This window comes from Leifsonia sp. RCC_180, assembly GCF_058138205.1.
The window spans coordinates 1,737,623-1,756,913 of sequence record NZ_CP200340.1; the positions used below are offsets into that span (position 1 = coordinate 1,737,623).

Annotated in this window: 15 protein-coding genes; 1 reads left to right on the plus strand and 14 read right to left on the minus strand. The window is 67.9% G+C overall.

Features of this window, described 5'->3' with window-relative positions; all coding sequences use genetic code 11:
• Positions 1-4: 4 nt before the first annotated feature.
• Positions 5-295 carry a hypothetical protein gene (locus AB7E03_RS08635; RefSeq protein WP_489941008.1) on the minus strand — a complete coding sequence of 97 codons (291 nt, stop codon included), beginning with the start codon at positions 293-295 and terminating at the stop codon, positions 5-7.
• A 137-nt stretch (positions 296-432) separates the two neighbouring features.
• On the opposite strand from AB7E03_RS08635, the gene AB7E03_RS08640 reads away from it, so the two are divergent.
• Positions 433-4,947, plus strand: a complete 4,515-nt coding sequence (locus tag AB7E03_RS08640) for a type VII secretion EssC family protein (protein ID WP_489941010.1) — start codon at positions 433-435, stop codon at positions 4,945-4,947.
• Between the two features lie 45 nt (positions 4,948-4,992).
• Here the strand turns inward: AB7E03_RS08640 and AB7E03_RS08645 are convergent, their stop codons facing one another.
• From AB7E03_RS08645 to AB7E03_RS08705, 13 genes are all read right to left on the minus strand, one after another.
• Complete coding sequence (locus tag AB7E03_RS08645) at positions 4,993-5,487, minus strand: DUF6121 family protein (RefSeq protein ID WP_489941012.1); 495 nt, start codon at positions 5,485-5,487, stop codon at positions 4,993-4,995.
• 12 nt (positions 5,488-5,499) lie between these two features.
• On the minus strand, positions 5,500-6,603 hold the full coding sequence (locus tag AB7E03_RS08650; protein ID WP_489941014.1) for a cation:proton antiporter: 1,104 nt from the start codon (positions 6,601-6,603) through the stop codon (positions 5,500-5,502).
• A 126-nt stretch (positions 6,604-6,729) separates the two neighbouring features.
• The gene (locus AB7E03_RS08655; RefSeq protein ID WP_489941016.1) at positions 6,730-7,488 is read right to left on the minus strand and encodes a hypothetical protein; all 759 of its coding nucleotides are present in this window, start codon (positions 7,486-7,488) and stop codon (positions 6,730-6,732) included.
• A gap of 1 nt (position 7,489) precedes the next feature.
• Entirely contained in the window at positions 7,490-8,149 is a 660-nt protein-coding gene (locus tag AB7E03_RS08660) for a hypothetical protein (protein ID WP_489941018.1), read from the minus strand.
• On the minus strand, positions 8,146-9,195 hold the full coding sequence (gene pilM / locus AB7E03_RS08665; protein WP_489941020.1) for a type IV pilus assembly protein PilM: 1,050 nt from the start codon (positions 9,193-9,195) through the stop codon (positions 8,146-8,148). The genes AB7E03_RS08660 and pilM overlap by 4 nt, the downstream gene beginning before the upstream one ends.
• A gap of 14 nt (positions 9,196-9,209) precedes the next feature.
• A complete protein-coding gene (locus AB7E03_RS08670; RefSeq protein WP_489941022.1) occupies positions 9,210-10,061 on the minus strand; it encodes a prepilin peptidase in 852 nt (283 codons plus the stop codon).
• Complete coding sequence (locus AB7E03_RS08675) at positions 10,058-11,836, minus strand: hypothetical protein (RefSeq protein WP_489941024.1); 1,779 nt, start codon at positions 11,834-11,836, stop codon at positions 10,058-10,060. Before AB7E03_RS08675 ends, AB7E03_RS08670 begins: the two co-directional genes overlap by 4 nt.
• A gap of 2 nt (positions 11,837-11,838) precedes the next feature.
• Positions 11,839-12,534: a type IV pilus modification PilV family protein gene (locus AB7E03_RS08680; protein WP_489941025.1), complete on the minus strand. Its 696-nt coding sequence runs from the start codon at positions 12,532-12,534 to the stop codon at positions 11,839-11,841.
• A gap of 8 nt (positions 12,535-12,542) precedes the next feature.
• Complete coding sequence (locus AB7E03_RS08685) at positions 12,543-13,973, minus strand: type IV pilus modification PilV family protein (protein ID WP_489941026.1); 1,431 nt, start codon at positions 13,971-13,973, stop codon at positions 12,543-12,545.
• A gap of 101 nt (positions 13,974-14,074) precedes the next feature.
• Positions 14,075-14,533 carry a type II secretion system protein gene (locus AB7E03_RS08690; RefSeq protein ID WP_489941027.1) on the minus strand — a complete coding sequence of 153 codons (459 nt, stop codon included), beginning with the start codon at positions 14,531-14,533 and terminating at the stop codon, positions 14,075-14,077.
• A gap of 177 nt (positions 14,534-14,710) precedes the next feature.
• Positions 14,711-15,937 (minus strand): type II secretion system F family protein, encoded by a 1,227-nt coding sequence (locus AB7E03_RS08695; RefSeq protein ID WP_489941028.1) that lies wholly within the window; start codon positions 15,935-15,937, stop codon positions 14,711-14,713.
• Positions 15,938-17,518 (minus strand): type IV pilus twitching motility protein PilT, encoded by a 1,581-nt coding sequence (locus tag AB7E03_RS08700; protein ID WP_489941029.1) that lies wholly within the window; start codon positions 17,516-17,518, stop codon positions 15,938-15,940. It lies immediately after the preceding gene.
• An 8-nt stretch (positions 17,519-17,526) separates the two neighbouring features.
• The gene (locus AB7E03_RS08705; RefSeq protein ID WP_489941030.1) at positions 17,527-19,188 is read right to left on the minus strand and encodes a GspE/PulE family protein; all 1,662 of its coding nucleotides are present in this window, start codon (positions 19,186-19,188) and stop codon (positions 17,527-17,529) included.
• Between the last annotated feature and the right edge of the window lie 103 nt (positions 19,189-19,291).

Here is a 19,291-nt window from a genome sequence, read left to right on the forward strand (position 1 = left end):
TCTCTCAGTTCTTCTTCGTGTCGAGCGCTTTGGCGAGGTCGCCGTCGACCTTGATGAAGTTGTCGGCGACCGCTGCGATGACCTGCTGCACGTTCTTCACGTTCTCGGTCATCTCCTTGCGCTTCTCATTCCACTTGTGGGCGAAGTCTTTGACGTGGCTCTGCAGATCGTCGTGTCCGGTCGCCGCCGCGACGGAATCGCTGAAGTCGTCGGCGTTCTGGAACTCGCGCACCACGGCGTCGAGGTCGTCACGCAGCTGCACCAGTTCGTCCAGCTTGAGTACGAGATCGGACACTGTTCCTCCCCTGTCGGTCCACGACGGCCCCAGGTCTTGGCCATCCTGCCTACAGCAACGTACCGGTGGACCAGCGGGGAAGCGATGGGGAGCGGTCCCCATCCACTGGAGCGGAGAGGAGTCGGTATGGTGCTGAAGTGCGACTGAAACTGACCCTCGCCCGTCCGTCCGGCAGCAGCGACGACATCGTGGTCACCGCGGATGCCGCCGCCAGCATCTCAGAGGTCGCCGCGACGGTCGCGCGCATCGACCCGCGCCGCACCGGGCCGGTCGCGGCGCCCGGCGCGCTGACGCTCCGCGCGCAGCTCCCCGGCCAGGCGGACCCTCTCGTGCTCCCGCCGGACGCTCCGGTCGGCGAGGCCTGGATCGGCAGCGGTGCGACGGTCGCCCTGGCCGACGCCGGCCTCCACTACGCCTCGCCCGAGCTCGGCGACGTCCCGGTCGTCGCGACCCTGCGGGTGCTCAGCGGCCCGCAGGAGGGGACCGAGTTCACCCTGCGCGCGGGCTCGACCGTGCTGGGACGCGACGAGTCGTGCGACGTCGTGCTGCAGGATCCCCTCGTCTCCAAGCGCCACGTGCGATTCGAGGCAGGCGACGGCGTGGAGGTCGTCGACCTCGGGTCGGCAAACGGGGTCGTGGTCGACGGGGGCCTCGTCACCCGGTTCACCGTCCGGCGCACGGAGACGCTGCTGCTCGGCGACACGGAGGTGTCGCTCGAGGTGAAGGCCGGGTCGGAGCTGCCCGCCGCCGCACCCACCGCGGGTCCCGTGTTCTTCAACCGGTCGCCCAGGGTCGAACGCCGCTACTCCGGGCAGGCGTTCCAGGCGCCCGAGGTGCCGGGCGAGAAGGACGACCCGCCCTTCCCGCTTCTCGCCATGATCACCCCGCTGCTGCTCGGCGGGGCCATGTTCGCCCTCACGCATCAGCCGACGACGCTGCTGTTCGTCCTCCTCTCGCCGGTCATGCTGATCGGCAACTTCATCAGCGGCCGCACGCGTGGCAAGCGCAAGCTGAAGAAGCAGATCGCTGTGTTCGAGCAGCGTCTGGAGGCCCTCTCCACCAAGCTGGAGCAGGAGCGCCGCACCGAGGTCGAGCTGCGGCAGGCCGAGACGCCGACGACCGCCGACGCCCTGTCAGAGGCGGTGCGGCGCGGTCCGCTCCTGTGGACCCGGCGCCCCGAGCACTGGTCGTTCCTCAACCTGCAGCTGGGCCGCGGCACGATGCGTTCGCGCAACACCGTGCAGGCCGTCGACCGCGGCGAGCTCATCGTCGAGTTCCAGGAGCGATTGGATGCGGTGATCGAGGCGAACGCGCACGTGGACGACGTGCCCGTGCTCGACAACCTCTACGAATCCGGGGCGCTCGGCATCGCGGGCCCCGCCGACCTCATCGCGGGCTCGGTCAATTCCGTCCTGGTGCAGCTCACCGCGCTGCATTCCCCCTCGGAGCTGGCCGTGGCCGCCCTCGTCTCGCCGCGCTGGTCGCGCGAGCTCGGGTGGCTGAAGTGGATGCCGCACACGTCATCCCCGCACAGCCCGCTCGCCGGCGGGCACCTCGCGGACAGCGCTTCTAGCGCCGCCGGGGTGCTCAGCGCCCTCGAGGGCCTGGTCGAGGAGCGCCTCGCCGCGGCGAAGGCCGGTCCGCAGCGGCGCGGCGCGATGGAGCAGGAGCGCGCGGCCCTCGAACGCGGCGCCGACGTCGGCCGCTCCCAGACCACCGACGGCACGCCCTCACCTGTTCCAGCCGTCGTCGTGGTCATCTCCGACGACGTCGCCGTCGATCGCGCCCGGCTGGTGCAGCTGGCGGAGGCGGCCGCCGACGCCGGCATCTTCCCGGTCTGGCTCTCGGACGACGTCGACCGGCTGCCCGCCGTCTGCCGGACGTTCCTCCAGCACACCGACCAGCCGCACCGGGCGCGGGCCGGTTTCGTCCGAATCGGCGAGACGATCGAGGACGTCGTCACCGAACCGGTCACCGCCGCGACCGCGCTCGACTACGCCAAGCGGATGGCGCCGGTCATCGACGCCGGCGCGCTCGTCGCTGACGCGTCCGACCTTCCGCGTTCGGTCTCGCTCGTGACCCTCCTCGGCCACGAGCTGGCCGAGTCGTCGAGCGCGGTGGTCGACCGTTGGCGGCAGAACGCGTCCATCCACGACCGCGCTGCCGGTGCGAAGCCGGCACGCCGTCGCCCGGGCACCCTCCGCGCAACCATCGGGTCGGCCGGCGTCGACGCCATGCACCTGGACCTCCGCACGCAAGGACCGCACGCCCTGGTCGGTGGCACCACCGGTGCGGGCAAGAGCGAATTCCTGCAGGCGTGGGTGCTCGGGATGGCCGCCGAGTACAGCCCGGACCGCGTCACCTTCCTCTTCGTCGACTACAAGGGCGGCTCGGCGTTCGCGGACTGCGTCGCCCTCCCCCACTGCGTCGGACTGGTGACCGACCTCAGCCCGCACCTGGTCCGTCGCGCGCTGACCAGCCTCCGGGCCGAGCTGCACTACCGCGAGCACCTGCTCAACCGGAAGAAGGCCAAAGACCTCCTGGAGCTGGAGAAGCGCGGCGACCCGGACAGCCCGCCCGCCCTGGTGCTCGTGATCGACGAGTTCGCCGCGCTGGTCGGCGAGGTGCCCGAGTTCGTGGATGGCGTGGTCGACATCGCCCAGCGCGGACGATCGCTCGGCATCCACCTCATCATGGCCACGCAGCGGCCTGCGGGCGTCATCAAGGACAACCTGCGCGCCAACACCAACCTCCGCATCGCGCTGCGGATGGCCGACGAGTCCGACAGCCAGGACGTCGTCGGCGTCGCGGATGCCGCCCACTTCGATCCGAGCATCCCCGGTCGCGGAATGGCCAAGACGGGCCCCGGGCGTCTGGTGCGCTTCCAGTCCGCCTACGCCGGCGGATGGACCACCCGCGAACCGGAGCGCGCCGGCGTCGAGGTCGCCGAACTGCGGTTCGGCGGCGAAGTCCGCTGGGAGGAGGAGCGCCCTGCCGAGGAGCCGGAGCGCGACCTCGGGCCGACCGACCAGCAGCGGATGGTCGCCTCCATCGTGCGGGCGCAGGCCGCCGCGCACATCCCGGCTCCCCGGCGCCCGTGGCTCGACGAACTCGCGGCTGCCTACGACCTGGGGCTGCTCCGGCAGCGGACGGATGCCGAGCTCCTGCTCGGCGTCTCCGACATCCCCGACCGGCAGGAGCAGCGCCCTGTCTACTTCCAGCCGGACGTCGACGGCAACATCGCCGTGTACGGCACCGGCGGTTCCGGGAAGTCGACCGTGCTCCGCACACTGGCGTCGGCCGCGGCGATCACGCCGCGGGGCGGGCCGGTGCACGTCTACGGCCTCGACTTCGGCGCCGGCAGCCTCCGGATGCTCGAAAAGCTGCCGCACGTCGGCTCGATCATCGCGGGCGACGATCCGGAGCGGATCATCCGGCTGTTCCGGATGCTGAAGGAGACGCTGGAGGACCGCGGGCCGCGCTTCGCCGAGGCCAACGCCTCCAACATCACCGAGTACCGGTCGCTCACTGGGCGGCAGGACGAGCCGCGCATCCTGCTTCTCGTCGATGGGTTCCCCAGCTTCCGGGAGGACTTCGAGATCCCGGCCGGACGCTCGCAGTGGTACGACGTCTTCCGCGACCTGCTCGCCGACGGCCGGCGGCTCGGGATGCACATCGCCCTCACCGGGGACCGCGCAGGCGCCGTGCCGACCGCCATCGGGTCCCTGGTCCAACGGCGCGTCGTGCTGCGCCTCGCCGACGACGGCTACGGGATGCTCGATGTGCCGAGCGACATCCTCTCGCCCACCTCTCCCCCCGGCCGCGCCATCGTCGACGGCTACGAGACGCAGGTCGCGGTACTGGGCGGGTCCCGTGCGGTCGCCGACCAGTCGGAGGCGGTGCGGCGGCTCGCCGAGGCGATGGAGCGCGCAGGGATCGCCCACGCTCCCGCCGTCGGGTCGATGCCGAAGGAACTCGCGCCGGCGTCGCTGCCCGACGAGGTGTCGGGGCTTCCCGTGCTCGGGATCGGCGACGTGGATCTGGGGCCGCTCGCGTTCGAGCCGTCCGGCACGCTGCTCGTCGCCGGCCCACCCGCCAGCGGGCGGACCACCGCCCTCGCCGCGATCGCGAACGCCGTGTCTCGGTTCGACGCGGAGACCCGCCTGTACTACGTCGGAAGCGCACGCTCGCCGCTGTCGTCGTCGGCGTTGTGGACCGACCGTGCCCTGAACCCGGCGGACGCCGCAGCACTGGCGAAGGACCTCGCGGTCGCGGTCGCGGACCCCGACACGGAGGGACGGATCGCCGTGTTCGTGGAGAGCATCGGCGACTTCCTGCAGACGCCCGCCGACTCCGCGATCGTGGAGCTGGTCCGGGCCGTGCGGCGCAGCGACCACCTGCTGGTCGCCGAGGCCGAGTCGAGCGCCTGGGGCACGTCGTGGCCGCTGCTCGGCGAGGTCAAGAACGGCCGTCGTGGCCTGCTGCTGCAGCCCGACTCCATCGAGGGGGACCTGCTGCTCAAGACGCCGCTGCCGCGTCTCAACCGGTCGGAGTTCCCTCCCGGGCGCGGGGTGTTCATCCAGAAGGGCGGCTTCACCCGGGTGCAGGTGCCGCTGGTGGATGCGTCGCTGCCGGCCCGCGTGCGGGTCTGAGTCGGGCGGCGGCGCCTACTCGCCGTCCTCCTGCTCGCCGTCCGTCTACTCGCCGTCCTCCTGCTCCCACGGCCAGCGGGGGCGGCCGCGCTGACGGAACCGCCCGACCAGCACCAGCTGGTAGAGCAGGGTGACGAGGAACGCCAGCACCCCGGCCGTGATCGCCGGCCAGCGGAGGAGCTCCCCGAGCGCGAACAGGACATAGTGGAACGGGTCGCCGGGGTGACCGAACGCTCCGGCGATCCCGCCGGCGGCGATGAACACCGCGTAGCAGGCGACGCCGACGCCGAACGCCACGCCCGGCGACACCTTCTGACGATCGCCGGGGACCCGCGTCCCGAGCACGATGAGGAAGACGAGCAGCATCAGGGTCGCCGCGACGACCATCACCGGTCCCACCAGAGGGCCGACGGCGGGGTCGGTCACAACATCCGTCTCCGCCGCGAGAGAGATCAGCCCGAAGGCGGCGACGACGAGCGCGGCGTACAGCCCCGCCGCGAAGAAAGCGACGACGGTGGCGTACGCGCGCTCATCACGCATGGGTGCCGCCGGTCAGTATCCCTGTTGCGTGTAGGCGGTGACGGCCTGGTTCTGGGCGTCGGCCACCTGCTGCTCGTAGTCCGCCTGGGCTTCGGCGTTGCGCGCCTTCAGCTTGCGGCCGCGGGCGGCCAGCCACGCGCCCGTCCAGATCGAGATCTCGCGGGCGATCACCCCGGCGAGAACTGCGAACGGGTTCACCCAGGCGCTGCGCAGCAGCACAGCGAACTCGTCCGGCGTGCGCCGCCAGTACTCGGCGTCGACCAGGTTGGCGCCGATGTAGACGAAGTAGACGAAGACCGCGACGAACAGTCCGCCGAGGATGTACGCCCACCAGCGGGCCCGGTTCAGGATCTGGATGAGCACGACCATCCCGATGAAGAACGCCAGGATGGGCGCCCAGCCCCGGAGACCGAACGCGACGCCTCCGGTGAAGAACTGCTGCAGTGCGGGCAGGAACTCGTCGCTCGGCGTCAGGAGCGAGCCGACGATCAGCACCGCCGCCGCCCACAGGAGCGCGAACGCGACCGTGCCGACGAGGGCGATCAGGATGCCGACACCGCGGTTGCTCTTCTTCTTGGGCGGCTCGGGCCGCTGCAGGTAGATCGGCGTGACCGCCTGCGGACCCGGAGCTGGGACGGCGGCAGCGGTGGCGGCGCCTGCGGTGGCCGCAGTCGCGGTGGCCGCGGTCGCGTTTCCGTCGCCTGCCGGTGCGGTGCCGTACGCGGTGGTGGCGGTGTTCGCCTGGCTCAGGTTGGCTGCCTCGGCCGCAACGATGACGGGCGTGGCGGACTCGACAGGGGACGCCGTGTCGACCGTCGCGTCGCCGCCAGCGGTCGCGCCAGGCTCGGCGCTCGACCGCGCGACCGCAGCGGCAACGTCGTCCTCGCTGGAGACAACCGGCTCCGGCTCGGCGATGGCGGCCGGACGCGCCGGCTCGGCTGTAGCGGCGGGCACGGCGGCGGGCGCCTGCTCATCCTCGGCCGGGCTGTTGATGTGGCCGCGAGCGGAGACAGGGTTCGACGGCGGCTCCACGACCTGCGGCCCGGTGTCCGTTCCATCGGCTTCCGGCCCCGGCTCGTAGGTCGCGCGCTTCGGCGCGTCCGGCGTGTCGCTCATCGTGGCTCCTCCATCGGCCCGGCGGGCCCGTCGCGCCCCACTGTAGCAACGGGGACCGCCGTGTCCAGGGAGGCGGGACCGGAGGAGCGGGGGCTCGGAGGAAGTGCCGTCGCTGCGGCTAGGAGTTCACTTCGATGCGTTCGCCTCCGCCGTCGTGCCGGTCAGGGCAGAGTCACCGGCGGCCTGAGCGGCGGCCGAGGCGGTGGTGACGGAGTAGATGAATCCCCCGATCGTCGCATCCACCGTTCCGGGCGGCACTCCTTCATCGGTCGAGGGGCTGGACGAGAGCGAGGTGACCAAGAACAGGCGCTGGCCCTTCTGCGCTCCATCGAGGAAGTCGAGCACCTGCGCCAAGGAGCCGCGCACACCGACCTGTACCGGAGAGGCAAAGAAGTTGGTCGGCGTGATGAGCGCGTTTGTCACCGTTGGAGGCGCTGCTGGAGTCGCCGGCGCCGCGGGAGCAGGTGTGGGTGACGGCGAGGGGCTGGGTGTCGCTGTCGAATCGGCGGATGCCACGGGCGCGGCGGGCGCCACCGGCGGCTTGTAGGCGACCGCGTCGGAGAAGGTCAGAGAGCGGATGATGACGCTCTTCTCGGCCGCGACACCGTTCAGCTCTTTGACGAACCCCGCGGATTGCGCGTCGGCTGGGACGGACGAGGCGAGGGCGGCGAGCTGCTGCTTCAGTTCGGGCAGCTTGTCATGCTCCGCCTTCAGCTTCGCCAGCACGGCTCCGTAGCGGGCGTTCGTCTGCTCGACTGTCACACGCTGAATCGTCGCCGATGCAGCGGTCGCAAGTTGTGGCTGCACTCCCACAATCCAGCCGAGGACGAGGATCACGGCCATCGCCAGCACGGAGCCGATCACCCAGAGTCTGTTGGTGTTCATGTCACTTCTCCTTGGGCGCGAAGCGCTTGCTATACGCGTCCTGGTTGATGTGCATCGTGATGTTCACGGTGTACAGATTCGACTGCTGATCGAGCGTGACGGAGCCGGGCACCGCATCGACGAAACCGGGCAAGGATGCAAGGGAATCCAGCCAGGACGGGACCTGCGGCAACGTCGGGCTCTGCGCGGTGAAGCTCAAGGTCGCGACGCGCAGGCCCTGAAGCGGCGCGGTGGCCTGCGCGTACGCGGCCAGCGGCGATGAGGAATCGATGGTGATGGTCTGGAGGGCGACGTTCGGAGGGAGCGTCGCCTGCACCCGGAGGAGGTAGTCGCGCCAGTCGATCTCGGTCGACGCGCCGACCTGCTGCGCCGCCTCGACGGTCTTCATCTGGTCCTGTACCTTGCGCACCTCGATGTACTTGCCCTGCTGGGCGAGCAGCTCGGTGGTGTCGTTCTGCGCCGTCGTTAGGTCGGAGGCGGCGGAGGACGCGAGGAAGCTCGAACCGGCGATACCGCCGAGAGTGAGCACCAAGACGCCGACGACACCGAGGCCCAAGGCACGACGAGTCGACGAACCGCGACGTAGCGCCCTTATTTCGTCGGGAAGCAGGTCGACCCGCGGTTCCCCGCCGATGACCAGCATTTCCTGCTGCTTGCTCATGCTGCGCTCCCCAATGCCAGACCGAGCGCGACGCTGAGACGCGATCGCCGCTCACGCAGGTCGTCCGCCTGGAGCTTGCGCGAGAGGGCTAGTGAGGCGAGAGGGTCGCCCACGGTGACCGGCAGTCGCGTCATCTCCGAGAGGGCCTCGGGCAGTCCGAGCAGCGACGCGCCCCCTCCGGTGACCACGATCCTGTCCACGATCTCCGGCTGGCGGGTGTTCACGTAGTAGTTGATGGTGTTCCGGAGGCTGGTCAGGAGCTCACTCGTCACTCGATAGATCGTCTCGACCGCCCGCTGTTCCTCCGGGCTCGAAACGGCCGGCGCGAGTCCGAGGCCGATCTTGATGCGATCGGCGGTCACGTCGTCCACCTCGAGTTCGGCGCGCAGCGCTCTGGTCAGGTCCGCGCCGCCAGTGGGGATGATGCGAACGAACTGGGGAACGCCGCCCCGGGCGATGAGCACGCACGTCGTGTCGGCCCCGATCTCGATGAGAGCAACGGTTCCCGGCACCTTCTGCCTGGTGAGTATCGCGCGGCTCAGCGCGAACGGGATCAAGTCGACGTCGACCGTGGTGAGCCCCGCGAGCCGTGCCGCCTTGACGTTCGACAGGACCGCCTCCTTGATCGCGGCCACCAGGAGTCCGTTCACCACGGGCCCGGAGTCGGTGACCGACTCGGACACCGGATAGAAGTCCAGGAGCGCGTCAGCCGCCGGAACCGGCAGCATGTCCTGAACCGTGAACGGCAGCGACTCCCGGATGCGCTGCAGCGACATCTTCGGAACGGTGAGGTCACGAGCGAGCACACGTTGGTTGCCCATGCCGAGCACGATGTTCTTGGTGGTGAAGCCCGCCTCCTTCCAGAGGCGCTTGAGGGTGGTTGCCACCGTGTTCGGCTCGAGCACCTCTCCGCGGCTTGCCGCACCCTCCGGGAGCGCCATCTCGTGATACCGCAGGAGCGTCGGGCGCGCCTTCGCCGCATCTCGCAATTCGACGGCACGCACAGAGGCGCTGCCGATGTCGACTCCGACGACGGTGGATGCCATTTCTGTCTCCTTACTCAAGCCGGCGCGACGAGCGCCAGATACGACTGCCAGACGGCGGCTCCGAAGAACACGCCCACCCAGGCGCCCGCGAACATCCACGGGCCGAAAGCGATGCCTCGTCTGCGGTCCCGGCCGCCGAAGATCAGAACGATCCCGAACACTCCACCGAGGACGAACGCAGCAAACGCGCCGACGAGGAGGGGACCGAGGCCGAGGAAGCCGAGGAAGAGGCCCAGCACGCCGGCGAGCTTCACGTCGCCGAAACCCATCCCCCGCGGCGAAATCAGGGCGACCACGAGGTACAGCAGGAACAATCCGGCCATCCCCGTTGCCGCCGTGATGGTGGCCGCCAGGTCGCCTGCAGCTGCGGCACTTCCGCCCAGCAGCACGGCGCCGACGATGTACGACGGCAGCACGATGCTGTTGGGCAGTCGGTGCGTGTCGAGGTCGATGAGGGCCAGTGCGACACTGATCGCCGCCAGATAGACGAAGGCTAGGAGCTGCAAAGTGGCCGCGATGAGCTGCCGCGCGTCAGCTGCAACGAAGAGGTCGGGCAAGAACCGCATCGCGACGAACACGAAAAGTACACCGGTGAGAGTCTCGACCAACGGGTAACGCCACGAGATCGGCGACGTGCAGTCACGGCAGCGCCCGCGGAGGAGCAGCCACGAGAGGACGGGGATGTTGTCCTTAGGACGGATGGGCGAACCGCATCCAGGGCAGGCACTCGGCGGCGACACGATGCTGAGGCCCGCGGGGACCCGGTACGCCACGACGTTGAGGAAGGATCCGATGAGCATGCCGAAGACACCGACACCTGCGAGGAGAAGCGCGCCCACCCACACGGCCTGCACCGCGGCGGTCACTGGGCTGTCCCATCGATGGCGAAAGCGGTCTTCACTTCGACGAGCACACTGACTCCGTAGCTGGTGGAAACCGGCGAGAGGAACTTCGGTGGCGCCACATAACGGAAGCGTGGGTCGTACACGTAGTTCTTGGTGTAGCCGTTGCTGCCTCGGGTGACGATCCCACGGAACTTCTGGGCGATCGCGCCCATTACCGTGAGGGTGCCACGCCCGCCTCCCACGTCGTAGTTCTGGACCTGGAAGGTATGGGCCACCGAGATGATCGCCGCGCTGATCGTGCGATTCTTTGCGGTCAAGAGCGGTGTGTTCGTCGAATTCATCGGGTTGTAGACAAAAACGGCGTTGTTGCCTACCAGCCCGAGGATGTCGGAGTTGGCGTCCTTGTAGTTGATGTCGCCCGTCACGTACACGTAGTTGTCGGCGTAGACCGTCTCCGCGCCTTTGAGCGTCCCTTTGATGAAGACATCGCCGACGCGAGGCTTGTACGAGGTGGTGCTCGGCGCGACCTCGTTGACCATGGGGTAGCCGATGCCGTTGCCGTTCGACTGCCCACCGTCGCCCTTGCACGCGACAGCTCCGCTCGTCACGCTGCAGGGGAGCAGGGCGGGGAAAGCGGTGGCTGCCCAGTAGTTGGGATCCGTCGCCGTGCTGGGCACGTTCTGGACGAAGAGGAGGTTCTGCGTGACGACGGGGATCGTTGCGCCCGCTGTCGACCCGAGCTGACCCGTCGCGGTGCCAGGCAGACCGCACGCCGCCGGCGTCTGCGGCGAACCGGTCGGGGGCGAGCCGGACACGCGCGTCGACTTGGTCCACGGGGATCGGATCGTCATGGTGCCGTCGGCGTTGTAGACGATCGACGTCGGGCCGGTGTACAGGCACCCGGGCCGGGGGACGTCGACCGGAAGGTCCGTGCGTACCTCGTTCTTCATGGCCGCGTTCGTCGGCGGCATCCCGACGACCGGCGAGTACGTCGGTGCCGTCGGATCGTCGAACTTCTGGCCGGTACAGGTGCTTCCTGTGGAATCCTTGGCGATGTAGCGCTTGCCGGAGGTGGGGTTGTAGGCGGTCGTCACAGACTGGGTGAACTCGGCGTCGCAGATCCTGATGGCATCGTTCGAGTGGACCGGACCGTTGACCACGTCGCCGTTGCCGAACGCGATCTCGGAGCATCCCGAGCCACGCCCCGCCCAGTAGTACTTCACGCACGTCGTTGGGTCGCCGCTCAGGTCAGGGTCCTGGATCTCGTAATCCGTGAAGTAGAGGAAATCGATGAACCCCTCCTGCTTCAGGTTCACAACGATGCTTCGCACCTCGTTCCCCACCATGCCGGTCGAACGCACACGGAGAACGCCGGTGGACGCGTACTTGGAGTTGTCCACTTCATAGCGGTACAGAGCGTTGGTGCTGCCGTAGACCTGCGCCCAGCTTCCGCCCTTCCCGACCCCGAAAGCCGGATTCAGTTGCGAGCCCGTCGGGAGGGAGACGACGCTCCCAGCGCTGAACGTCGACAGCGGGTTGCCGTACTGCTGATAGGTGTTGTCGTTGGCGAGCCGGCTCTCGTACTCCTCGACGCCCGCGTACGCGGCGGCCATCGCATCGTTCCAGTTCTGGTCGGTCCGCGCCTTGACGACGCCCCCGACCGAGTAGGCGAGAGCGGTAGCGACCAGGACCATCAGCACAGCGCCGATGCCGATGACCATGACCATGGCGATTCCACGGTCATCGCGGCGCAGGCTGCGCCACCGCCCGAGTCCCTTCAACGTCGGATCTGCCATGGTCAGCTCAACGTCCGTGCGAGGCCGAGGTTGGGGATCCCGACGGTGTTCTGGATGGTCACCTGCTGTGACGCGTCGGTCGCACTCCCCCGGACGGTCAGCGAGACCTGGACCGCTGCGATCGAGCGCAGCGTCGTCGCGTCGGTGATCCCGCTGGGGCCCGCCGGGATGGGGATCGTGGTGTTGTCGGTCTTGAGGAAGGTGAAGAGCTGGGTGCCACCAGACGCCGCCGAGGGGACAACATACGAGGCGATGGTTCTAGTGGACGCCGGCGTGGTGGTGGCGGCCGGGAACAACCAGTACCCTGCCGCATTCTGCGACGCGGGCCAGCGCTTCTCGATGAGAGAACCGCCTGAGACGGACAGTTCGATCATGACGGGGAGCTCCGACGACCCGTTGAGGTTGATGTAGGCGTAGATCCGCACTTTGTCGGCCATGGCGACCTCGAACGCGGGATTGTTCAGCGACTGATTCTGCACGGGGTTGTCGGTTGCCGCCCGGATGACGCGGGCGACCTCGTTGATCGCATTGGACGCCTGGGCGCTGTTGACGTGGACGTCGCGTCCGATCGACATCGCTTGCATCGAGCTCGTGTACAACGCCGAGACCACCGTGACGAAGATGCCCAGCAGGCCGATCGCGACGATGAGCTCGGCGAGCGTGATGCCCTGGTCGTCGTGGCGCAGTCGGCGCAGCATCCCGGCCATCATGATGCGACCCGCGGATCGAACGTTACGGCGTTCGAACTCTCCTTGACGATCGTCGTGCCAAGCACGGCCGTCATACCGCTGTTTCCGATCTGGCTTGTGAGCGCGGTGGCGCTGGAGCCCTGATAGAGCTTCCAGGTGCCCCAGGGCAGCGCAAGGGTGAACGGCTTGTCGGTAGAAGAGGTGACCTTGCTGCCGAACGAATAGGTCATCGCGACTGGACATCCCGGGTTGCCGCTGGCCGTAGCGGCCGATTGGGCGACGGCATTGATGAAGGTGCCCTTTGCGTTGTTCAGGGTGACCGTCATGACGCCCATCGTCACGCCCGCCAGGGGCAGCGCGGACTGACCCGGCAGAGCGGTGGCGGCAATCGGACGATTCCCGGAGTAGGTGACGGCACCCACGGTCTTGTCGGGCCAGGCCTCTGGGTCGATGGCGGGACACGTCAGCGACGACACGGCGGCATCCACGTACTTGCCCGCGATGACCGTGTAGCCGTCACCGAACGGGTGGAGCGAGACCGCCGAACCGGTGTAGGCGCGCACGAAGTTGCCGTAGGTGCTCAGATACGAGAGATCGAGATTCGTGGGCACCAAGATGTTCGGCGTGGCTCCGGCGTTGACCGCGAGCACGCTGCCGAAGAGCCCGGCGTTGTCGAACTGGAAGGCGATCGATGCGGAGGTGCCCTGGCTGACTCCGATCGTCTTCGTGGAGGAGCCGAGGGTCTTGTTGTCGTCCGCGATGTATCCGGCCTTGCTCACCGTCACGTCGTACGTCCCGGGCGTCACCTTGAGGATGTAACTGCAGCCCTGGATGTCGGTGTTGCTCGGGGTCACTGTGAGAGCTGCGGCTGTGTTGCCGGTCACTCCGGGTGTCGGCACCGCGCTCACGGCGACCCCCGACCGGTCCGTTCCGTCCGGTCCGAACACGTGGACCAGGATTGTGCCCTTCTGCGGGTCGTTGATCCGGCTGTTCGGGGCGATCAGTGTGTCTGCGACGGCTGGGACGGCCGTGTTGCGCATGCCGTCCCAGCTGACTGTCACTTTGACACGCTTGTACTGGAGCGTACTGCCGGCAGCGTTCGACCCGCAGTCGCCATCGCCGCCTGTGAAGGCCTCCCAGTTCGTGGTGCGGCTGACGTGGAACGTGACTCCACCGACGACGACATTGGTGGGGCCGGGAGTGTCGTTGACTTGGAACACGTCGGTCACGGAGCGCAGAAGGTCGATCTGCGACGCGGCGAGGTTGAGGGCGGTCTCGCGGTTCTGGGAGTCGCGAACGTTGACGAGGCTGGCGGTGACGCCTGCGGCGATTCCGACGGAGATGATCCCGAAAATCGTCATGGCGACCAGGATCTCGATGAGGGTGAGGCCGTCCTCGGAGCGGCGCAGCGGAGAGAGGCGTCGGCACAGGGTGCGGAATATGTTCACGGGTTCACCTCCCTCGTCGGGTCGGGGTTGATGGTGGAGCGGAAGGAGCGGTGCGGAATCCGTCTGCCGGTTCCGCACCGCTCGCTTGTGGAGTGTGGCTGTCAGCAGCCGGAGGGCTTGGTCTCCGTCACGCCCGACGCATCGGTTACATAGAACTTCTTGTTGGTCGGGTCGCTGGCGGACGGGGCCACCAGGCAGAACGACGTGGCCGTCGTTCCAGGAGCGCTCGGGCTGTACGCGATCGAGGTCGTGTTGGTGCCCTGCGTGAAGCCGTACTTGCCGAGGCCCGAGTCACCCGGGGTGAGCAAGGTGGAGGCGGGGAACGAACCGTTGTCCGTCTGGTACGCGATCACGGCAGTCTTCGCGTTCGTGAGGTCCGACTTCACGCCGGAGTCCTTCGAGCTGTTCTGGATGCCCAGGTAAACCGGGATGGCGATCGCGGCGAGGATGCCGATGATGATGACGACGACCAGGAGCTCGATCAGGGTGAAGCCCTTGTCGTTCTCTTCGAGCAGGCCCTTGCGGCGAGCGTTCAGCTTGCCCATGAGTCGGAAGTACATTTCAGTGTCCAATCGGTCGGGTGATTGCGGGACGCCGATCGGAGCGAGTCCCGTCCGGCTGCTTGATGGTATTTCCCAGAAAATTCACGGCAGAATCCCGCAAATGGGGGCAATTGGCCTGATATCGCACCCCAGTAGAGGGGATTCCCCATTCGAGTGACAGGGGCGATGCGAACGTCATTTGACCAGGCTGGAGATCTGGAAGATGGGCATGTAGAGCGCCACCACCATGCCTCCGATGACAACGCCGAGGAAGGCGATCATGAGGGGCTCGATCATCGCCGTGAGCTGCTCGGTGGCAGCTTCGACCTCCTGGTCGTAGAAGTCGGCGATCTTGCTCAGCATGGTCTCCAGTGACCCGGAATCCTCCCCCACTGCGATCATCTGGGTGACCATGCTCGGAAACACCGGCTGGGCCGCGAGCGGGGCCGAGATCGACTCGCCCTGTCTCACCGATTCCGCTACTTTGACCAGCGCGTTCTCGATGACCCAGTTGCCGGAGGTCTCCCCGACGATCTTGAGAGCATGAAGAATCGGGACGCCGGCACTGATCATGTTTGAGAAGTTGCGACTGAAACGCGCGACGGCGATCTTCTTCATCAGTGGCCCGAAGACCGGCAGCTTGAGTTTCATCGGGTCGATCCGCATCCGGACCTTTTCGCTGTTCTTATTCCGCGACCACCAGATCGCCCCGACGATGCCGACGACGACGAGCAGAGGGACGAGCCAGACCATGGCGTGCGAAAGATCGACCAGGATCTGCGTCGGCAGCGGGAGCTGGCCTCCGAGGCCTTTGAACATGTTCTCGAACACCGGAACGATGAACAGCAACATGGCGATGACCGCCACGATCGATAAGCACAGGACGATTACCGGGTAGGTGAGCGCCGACTTGATGGTGCCTCGCAGCTTCACCTCTTTCTCGAAGTTCCCTGCGATCGATTCGAGTGAGCTGTCGAGGAAGCCTCCAGTCTCGCCGGCCCTGATCATGTTGATCATCAGAGGTGGGAAGGCGTCGGAGCTCCGCTTCATGGCGTCGGAGATGGCGACGCCCGACTCGACGTCGTCGCGCACCTTGGCCATGATGGCGGCCAGCTTTTTGTTCTCGGTCTGCTCCGCCACGATGTTCAGGGTGCGGAGGATCGAAAGCCCTGATCCGATCATGGTCGCCATCTGGCGGCTCATGATCGCGAGGTCTTTCAGTTTGACGCCGCTGCCAAAGCCAAGATTGATCTCGCGATCGAGCCCGGTGCCCTCCTGCGCCTCCTCGATCGAGACGGGCGAAAGCCCCATGGTCTTGAGACGAGAGGCCACCGAGCCTTCCCCGGGTGCGTCGAGCTTGCCCTTGACGATCTTGCCGTCGGCATTCCGCCCCTTGTACGCGAACGTGGACGTGGTGGCCACCTACCTCACCATCCCCGAGAAGTTGTCGCCGAAGTCCGGGCCGCTCGCCGCGACGGCCGCCGAGGCGGCGCCACCGGCCGGCTCCGCCCGCTGGATGAGCCGTGTGATGCTCTCGAGGTCGTGCGCCTTCTCCAGAGCCGCCACCCGTGAGATCACGCCGCTGTCGACGAGGTCAGCGAGGTGTTGGTCCATGGTGTGCATGCCGTCCCCCGCGCCGGCCTGCATGGCTGACGCGATCTGATAGGTCTTGCCTTCGCGGATGAGGTTGGCGATTGCCGGGGTCATCATGAGCACCTCGGTCGCCACCGCTCGGCCCCGCCCTGATGCACGCTTGACGAGCGTCTGGCAGACGACTCCCTGGAGGGTGGCGGCGAGCTGAGCGCGTACCTGGCCCTGCTGGTGCGGCGGGAACACGTCGATGACACGGTCGATCGTCTGCGGGGCGTCCTGGGTGTGCAGGGTGGCGAACACCAGGTGCCCGGTCTCAGCGGCGGTGAGCGCGACGGAAATGGTCTCGAGGTCGCGCAGTTCGCCGATCAGGATCACGTCGGGGTCCTGCCGGAGAACGTGCTTCAGAGCGTTGTTGAAGCTGTGGGTGTCGTGGCCGACCTCACGCTGGTTGACGATCGACTTCTTGTGCGTGTGCATGAACTCGATCGGGTCCTCGACCGTCACGATGTGATCCGCGCGAGTCGAGTTGACGAGGTCGACCAGGGCGGCGAGCGTGGTCGACTTCCCGGAACCGGTCGGGCCGGTGACAAGCACCAGACCACGGGGCAGCCCCGCGAAACGGCCGATCTGCTCGGGCACGCCCAGCTCTTTGAGCTGCTTGATCTCGGTGGGGATGAGACGGAACGCAGCACCGACAGACCCGCGCTGCTGATAGAGATTCACGCGGAAGCGGGAGTTGGCCGAGATCGTAAACGCGAAGTCGAGCTCGAGCTCGCGCCTGAAGACCTCCTCTTGGCGTTCTGTGAGGAGGCTCGTCAGGGCCGAGAGTGTGCGCTCGGCACCCCATGGCGCGCTCGCGCCGGCCGGAGTGAGCGAACCGTCGATCCGGACCATCGGCGGAGCCCCGACAGTGACATGCAGGTCGGATGCCCGCTGGAGGACCACTTCGCGGAGCGCGGCCACGAGCTCGGCATCCGCCCGCTGCAGCGCCTCGCGCTCGACCGGGGTAAGGGTGGTGGTGTCCTCGTCGAAGGTGCGTGCCGCGGCGGTCCTTCCTTGTTCGGCGGCCGCAATCAACTGCTGAGCCGCACGACGCCCCTCCGGCACCAGACGGGCGGCTGGCGCCGAATACTGGTCCTGACCCGGACTGTAAGCCTGCGGACCCGGCGCGACAGTCTGAGCCGTTTCGGGGTCGGGCGACCAGACGGGCGGAGCAACAGCAGGCGCCACAGGCTCAGCTGCCACCGGCACCGCATCCGCTGGCGGCGCCCAGACCGGCGGCGCGCTCAGCGGCGTCCCCGGCCCCGGCGTCCATCCACCGGCCGCAGCTCCCGGTGGGGTCACCGGGATCTCGTAGACCGGCTTGGCCGTCGGGGGCGGGAATCCGCCCCAGCTGTCGTCGTTCGTCATGTGCCCTCCTAGGCGACCACTCTCAGGATCTCTTCGACGGATGTCAGGCCGAGCTTGACCTTCTCCCAGCCGTCCTCGCGCAGCGTGAGCATCCCCTGCTCGCGCGCGGCACGGCCGATCTCGGCGCTCGATGCGCGTTCGACGGCGAGGCGCTCGATATCTTCGGTCACCGCCATCACTTCGTGCACCGCGATGCGGCCGCGGTAGCCGGTGTTCGAGCAGGCGGGGCAGCCGACGGGTACGAACATCAGCGGCTGCGTCTCCTCGGGAATGGTGAACCGCAGCCGCCGCAGGTCGTCGGCCGAGTAGACGCCCGGCTGCTTGCAGCGGTCGCAGAGCCGGCGGGCCAGGCGCTGGGCGACGACGCAGTCGAGGGCTGAGCCGACGAGGAAGGGCTCGATGTCCATCTCCGTCAGCCGGGTGACGGCGCTCGGCGCGTCGTTGGTGTGCAGCGTGGAGAGCACGAGGTGGCCGGTGAGCGACGCCTCGATGGCGATCTGCGCTGTCTCGTGGTCGCGGATCTCACCCAGGAGCACCACGTCCGGGTCCGAGCGCAGGATGCTGCGCAGGGCGCTCGCGAAGGTGAGCCCCGCCTTCGGGTTGACCTGCACCTGGTTGATGCCCGGCATCCGGTACTCGACCGGGTCCTCCACGGTGATCACGTTGATCTCGGGTCGGGCGACGGCGTTCAGTGTCGTGTAGAGGGTGGTCGACTTGCCGGAGCCGGTGGGACCGGTCACGAGGATCATCCCGTAGGGCTTCGAGTAGGAGTCGCGGTAGACCTCGAAGTTGTGCTCCAGCAGGTTGAGGTCGTTCAGCGTCATGCCCGTGTTGGTGTTGTCCAGGATGCGCATGACGACCTTCTCGCCCCACACCGTCGGAAGGGTGGCGACACGGAGGTCGATCTGACGGCCGCCGTGGACGACCGACATGCGGCCGTCCTGCGGCTTCCGCCGCTCGGCGATGTCGATGTCCGACATGATCTTCAGGCGCGAGATGACACCGTTCTGGATGCTCTTCGGCGCCGACTGCATGGCGTGGAGCACGCCGTCGATGCGGTACCGTACACGCACGTCGTGCTCGGCCGGCTCGATGTGGATGTCGGACGCGTGATCCTGGATCGCCTGGCTCACGAGCAGGTTCACGAACCGGACGATCGGCGCGTCGTCGTCGGACGACTCCGACACCGCCGTGTCCTCCGACGGCCCGGTCTCCTCCTCGAGGGTGGAGGTCAGGTCGCTCAGTTCGTCGTCGGCGCGGATGTACCGGTCGATCGCCGCTTGGAGGTCGGACTCTTCGGCCACAGCCGCCGCGACGGTGAGCCGGGAGGCGGCACGGACGTCGTCGATGGCGAACACGTTGCCAGGGTCGGCCATCGCCACGATGATCATGCCGTCGGCCGTGCCGATCGGGAGGACGGTGTGGCGGCGGCAGATGGAGCCCGGAATCAGGGCGACCGCCGTACGGTCGACCGGGTAGTCGGAGAGCTCCACGAACGGGAGGCCGGCCTGTGTGGCGCGGGCGCGCGCCAGTTGCGAGGACGTGATGGCGCCGCGCGACATGAGTTCGCGCACGACGGATTCGTCGGCTGTCGGCTCCGTGGCCACCCGATCGAGGTACTCGATCGGGAGGTGGCCGTGGAGGATGAGGATCTCGGTCATGGACGCCACGGGGGACCTCCTACGGGTACGCGGCTGCCGACGGGTCGGGTGGACGGCAGACCCGGCAGCTCAGGGGCGAGAAATCCCTGGTCGGCTGGGCGTTGTCACCCTA

Excerpts from the sequence above, each read along its gene's own strand:
- AB7E03_RS08655 (WP_489941016.1), bottom strand. The coding sequence starts at position 7,488 with ATGAACACCAACAGACTCTGGGTGATCGGCTCCGTGCTGGCGATGGCC.
- AB7E03_RS08690 (WP_489941027.1), bottom strand. The coding sequence starts at position 14,533 with ATGTACTTCCGACTCATGGGCAAGCTGAACGCTCGCCGCAAGGGCCTG.
- AB7E03_RS08650 (WP_489941014.1), bottom strand. The coding sequence starts at position 6,603 with ATGAGCGACACGCCGGACGCGCCGAAGCGCGCGACCTACGAGCCGGGG.
- AB7E03_RS08645 (WP_489941012.1), bottom strand. The coding sequence starts at position 5,487 with ATGCGTGATGAGCGCGCGTACGCCACCGTCGTCGCTTTCTTCGCGGCG.
- AB7E03_RS08700 (WP_489941029.1), bottom strand. The coding sequence starts at position 17,518 with ATGACGAACGACGACAGCTGGGGCGGATTCCCGCCCCCGACGGCCAAG.
- pilM (WP_489941020.1), bottom strand. The coding sequence starts at position 9,195 with ATGGCATCCACCGTCGTCGGAGTCGACATCGGCAGCGCCTCTGTGCGT.
- AB7E03_RS08660 (WP_489941018.1), bottom strand. The coding sequence starts at position 8,149 with ATGAGCAAGCAGCAGGAAATGCTGGTCATCGGCGGGGAACCGCGGGTC.
- AB7E03_RS08680 (WP_489941025.1), bottom strand. The coding sequence starts at position 12,534 with ATGCTGCGCCGACTGCGCCACGACGACCAGGGCATCACGCTCGCCGAG.
- AB7E03_RS08675 (WP_489941024.1), bottom strand. The coding sequence starts at position 11,836 with ATGGCAGATCCGACGTTGAAGGGACTCGGGCGGTGGCGCAGCCTGCGC.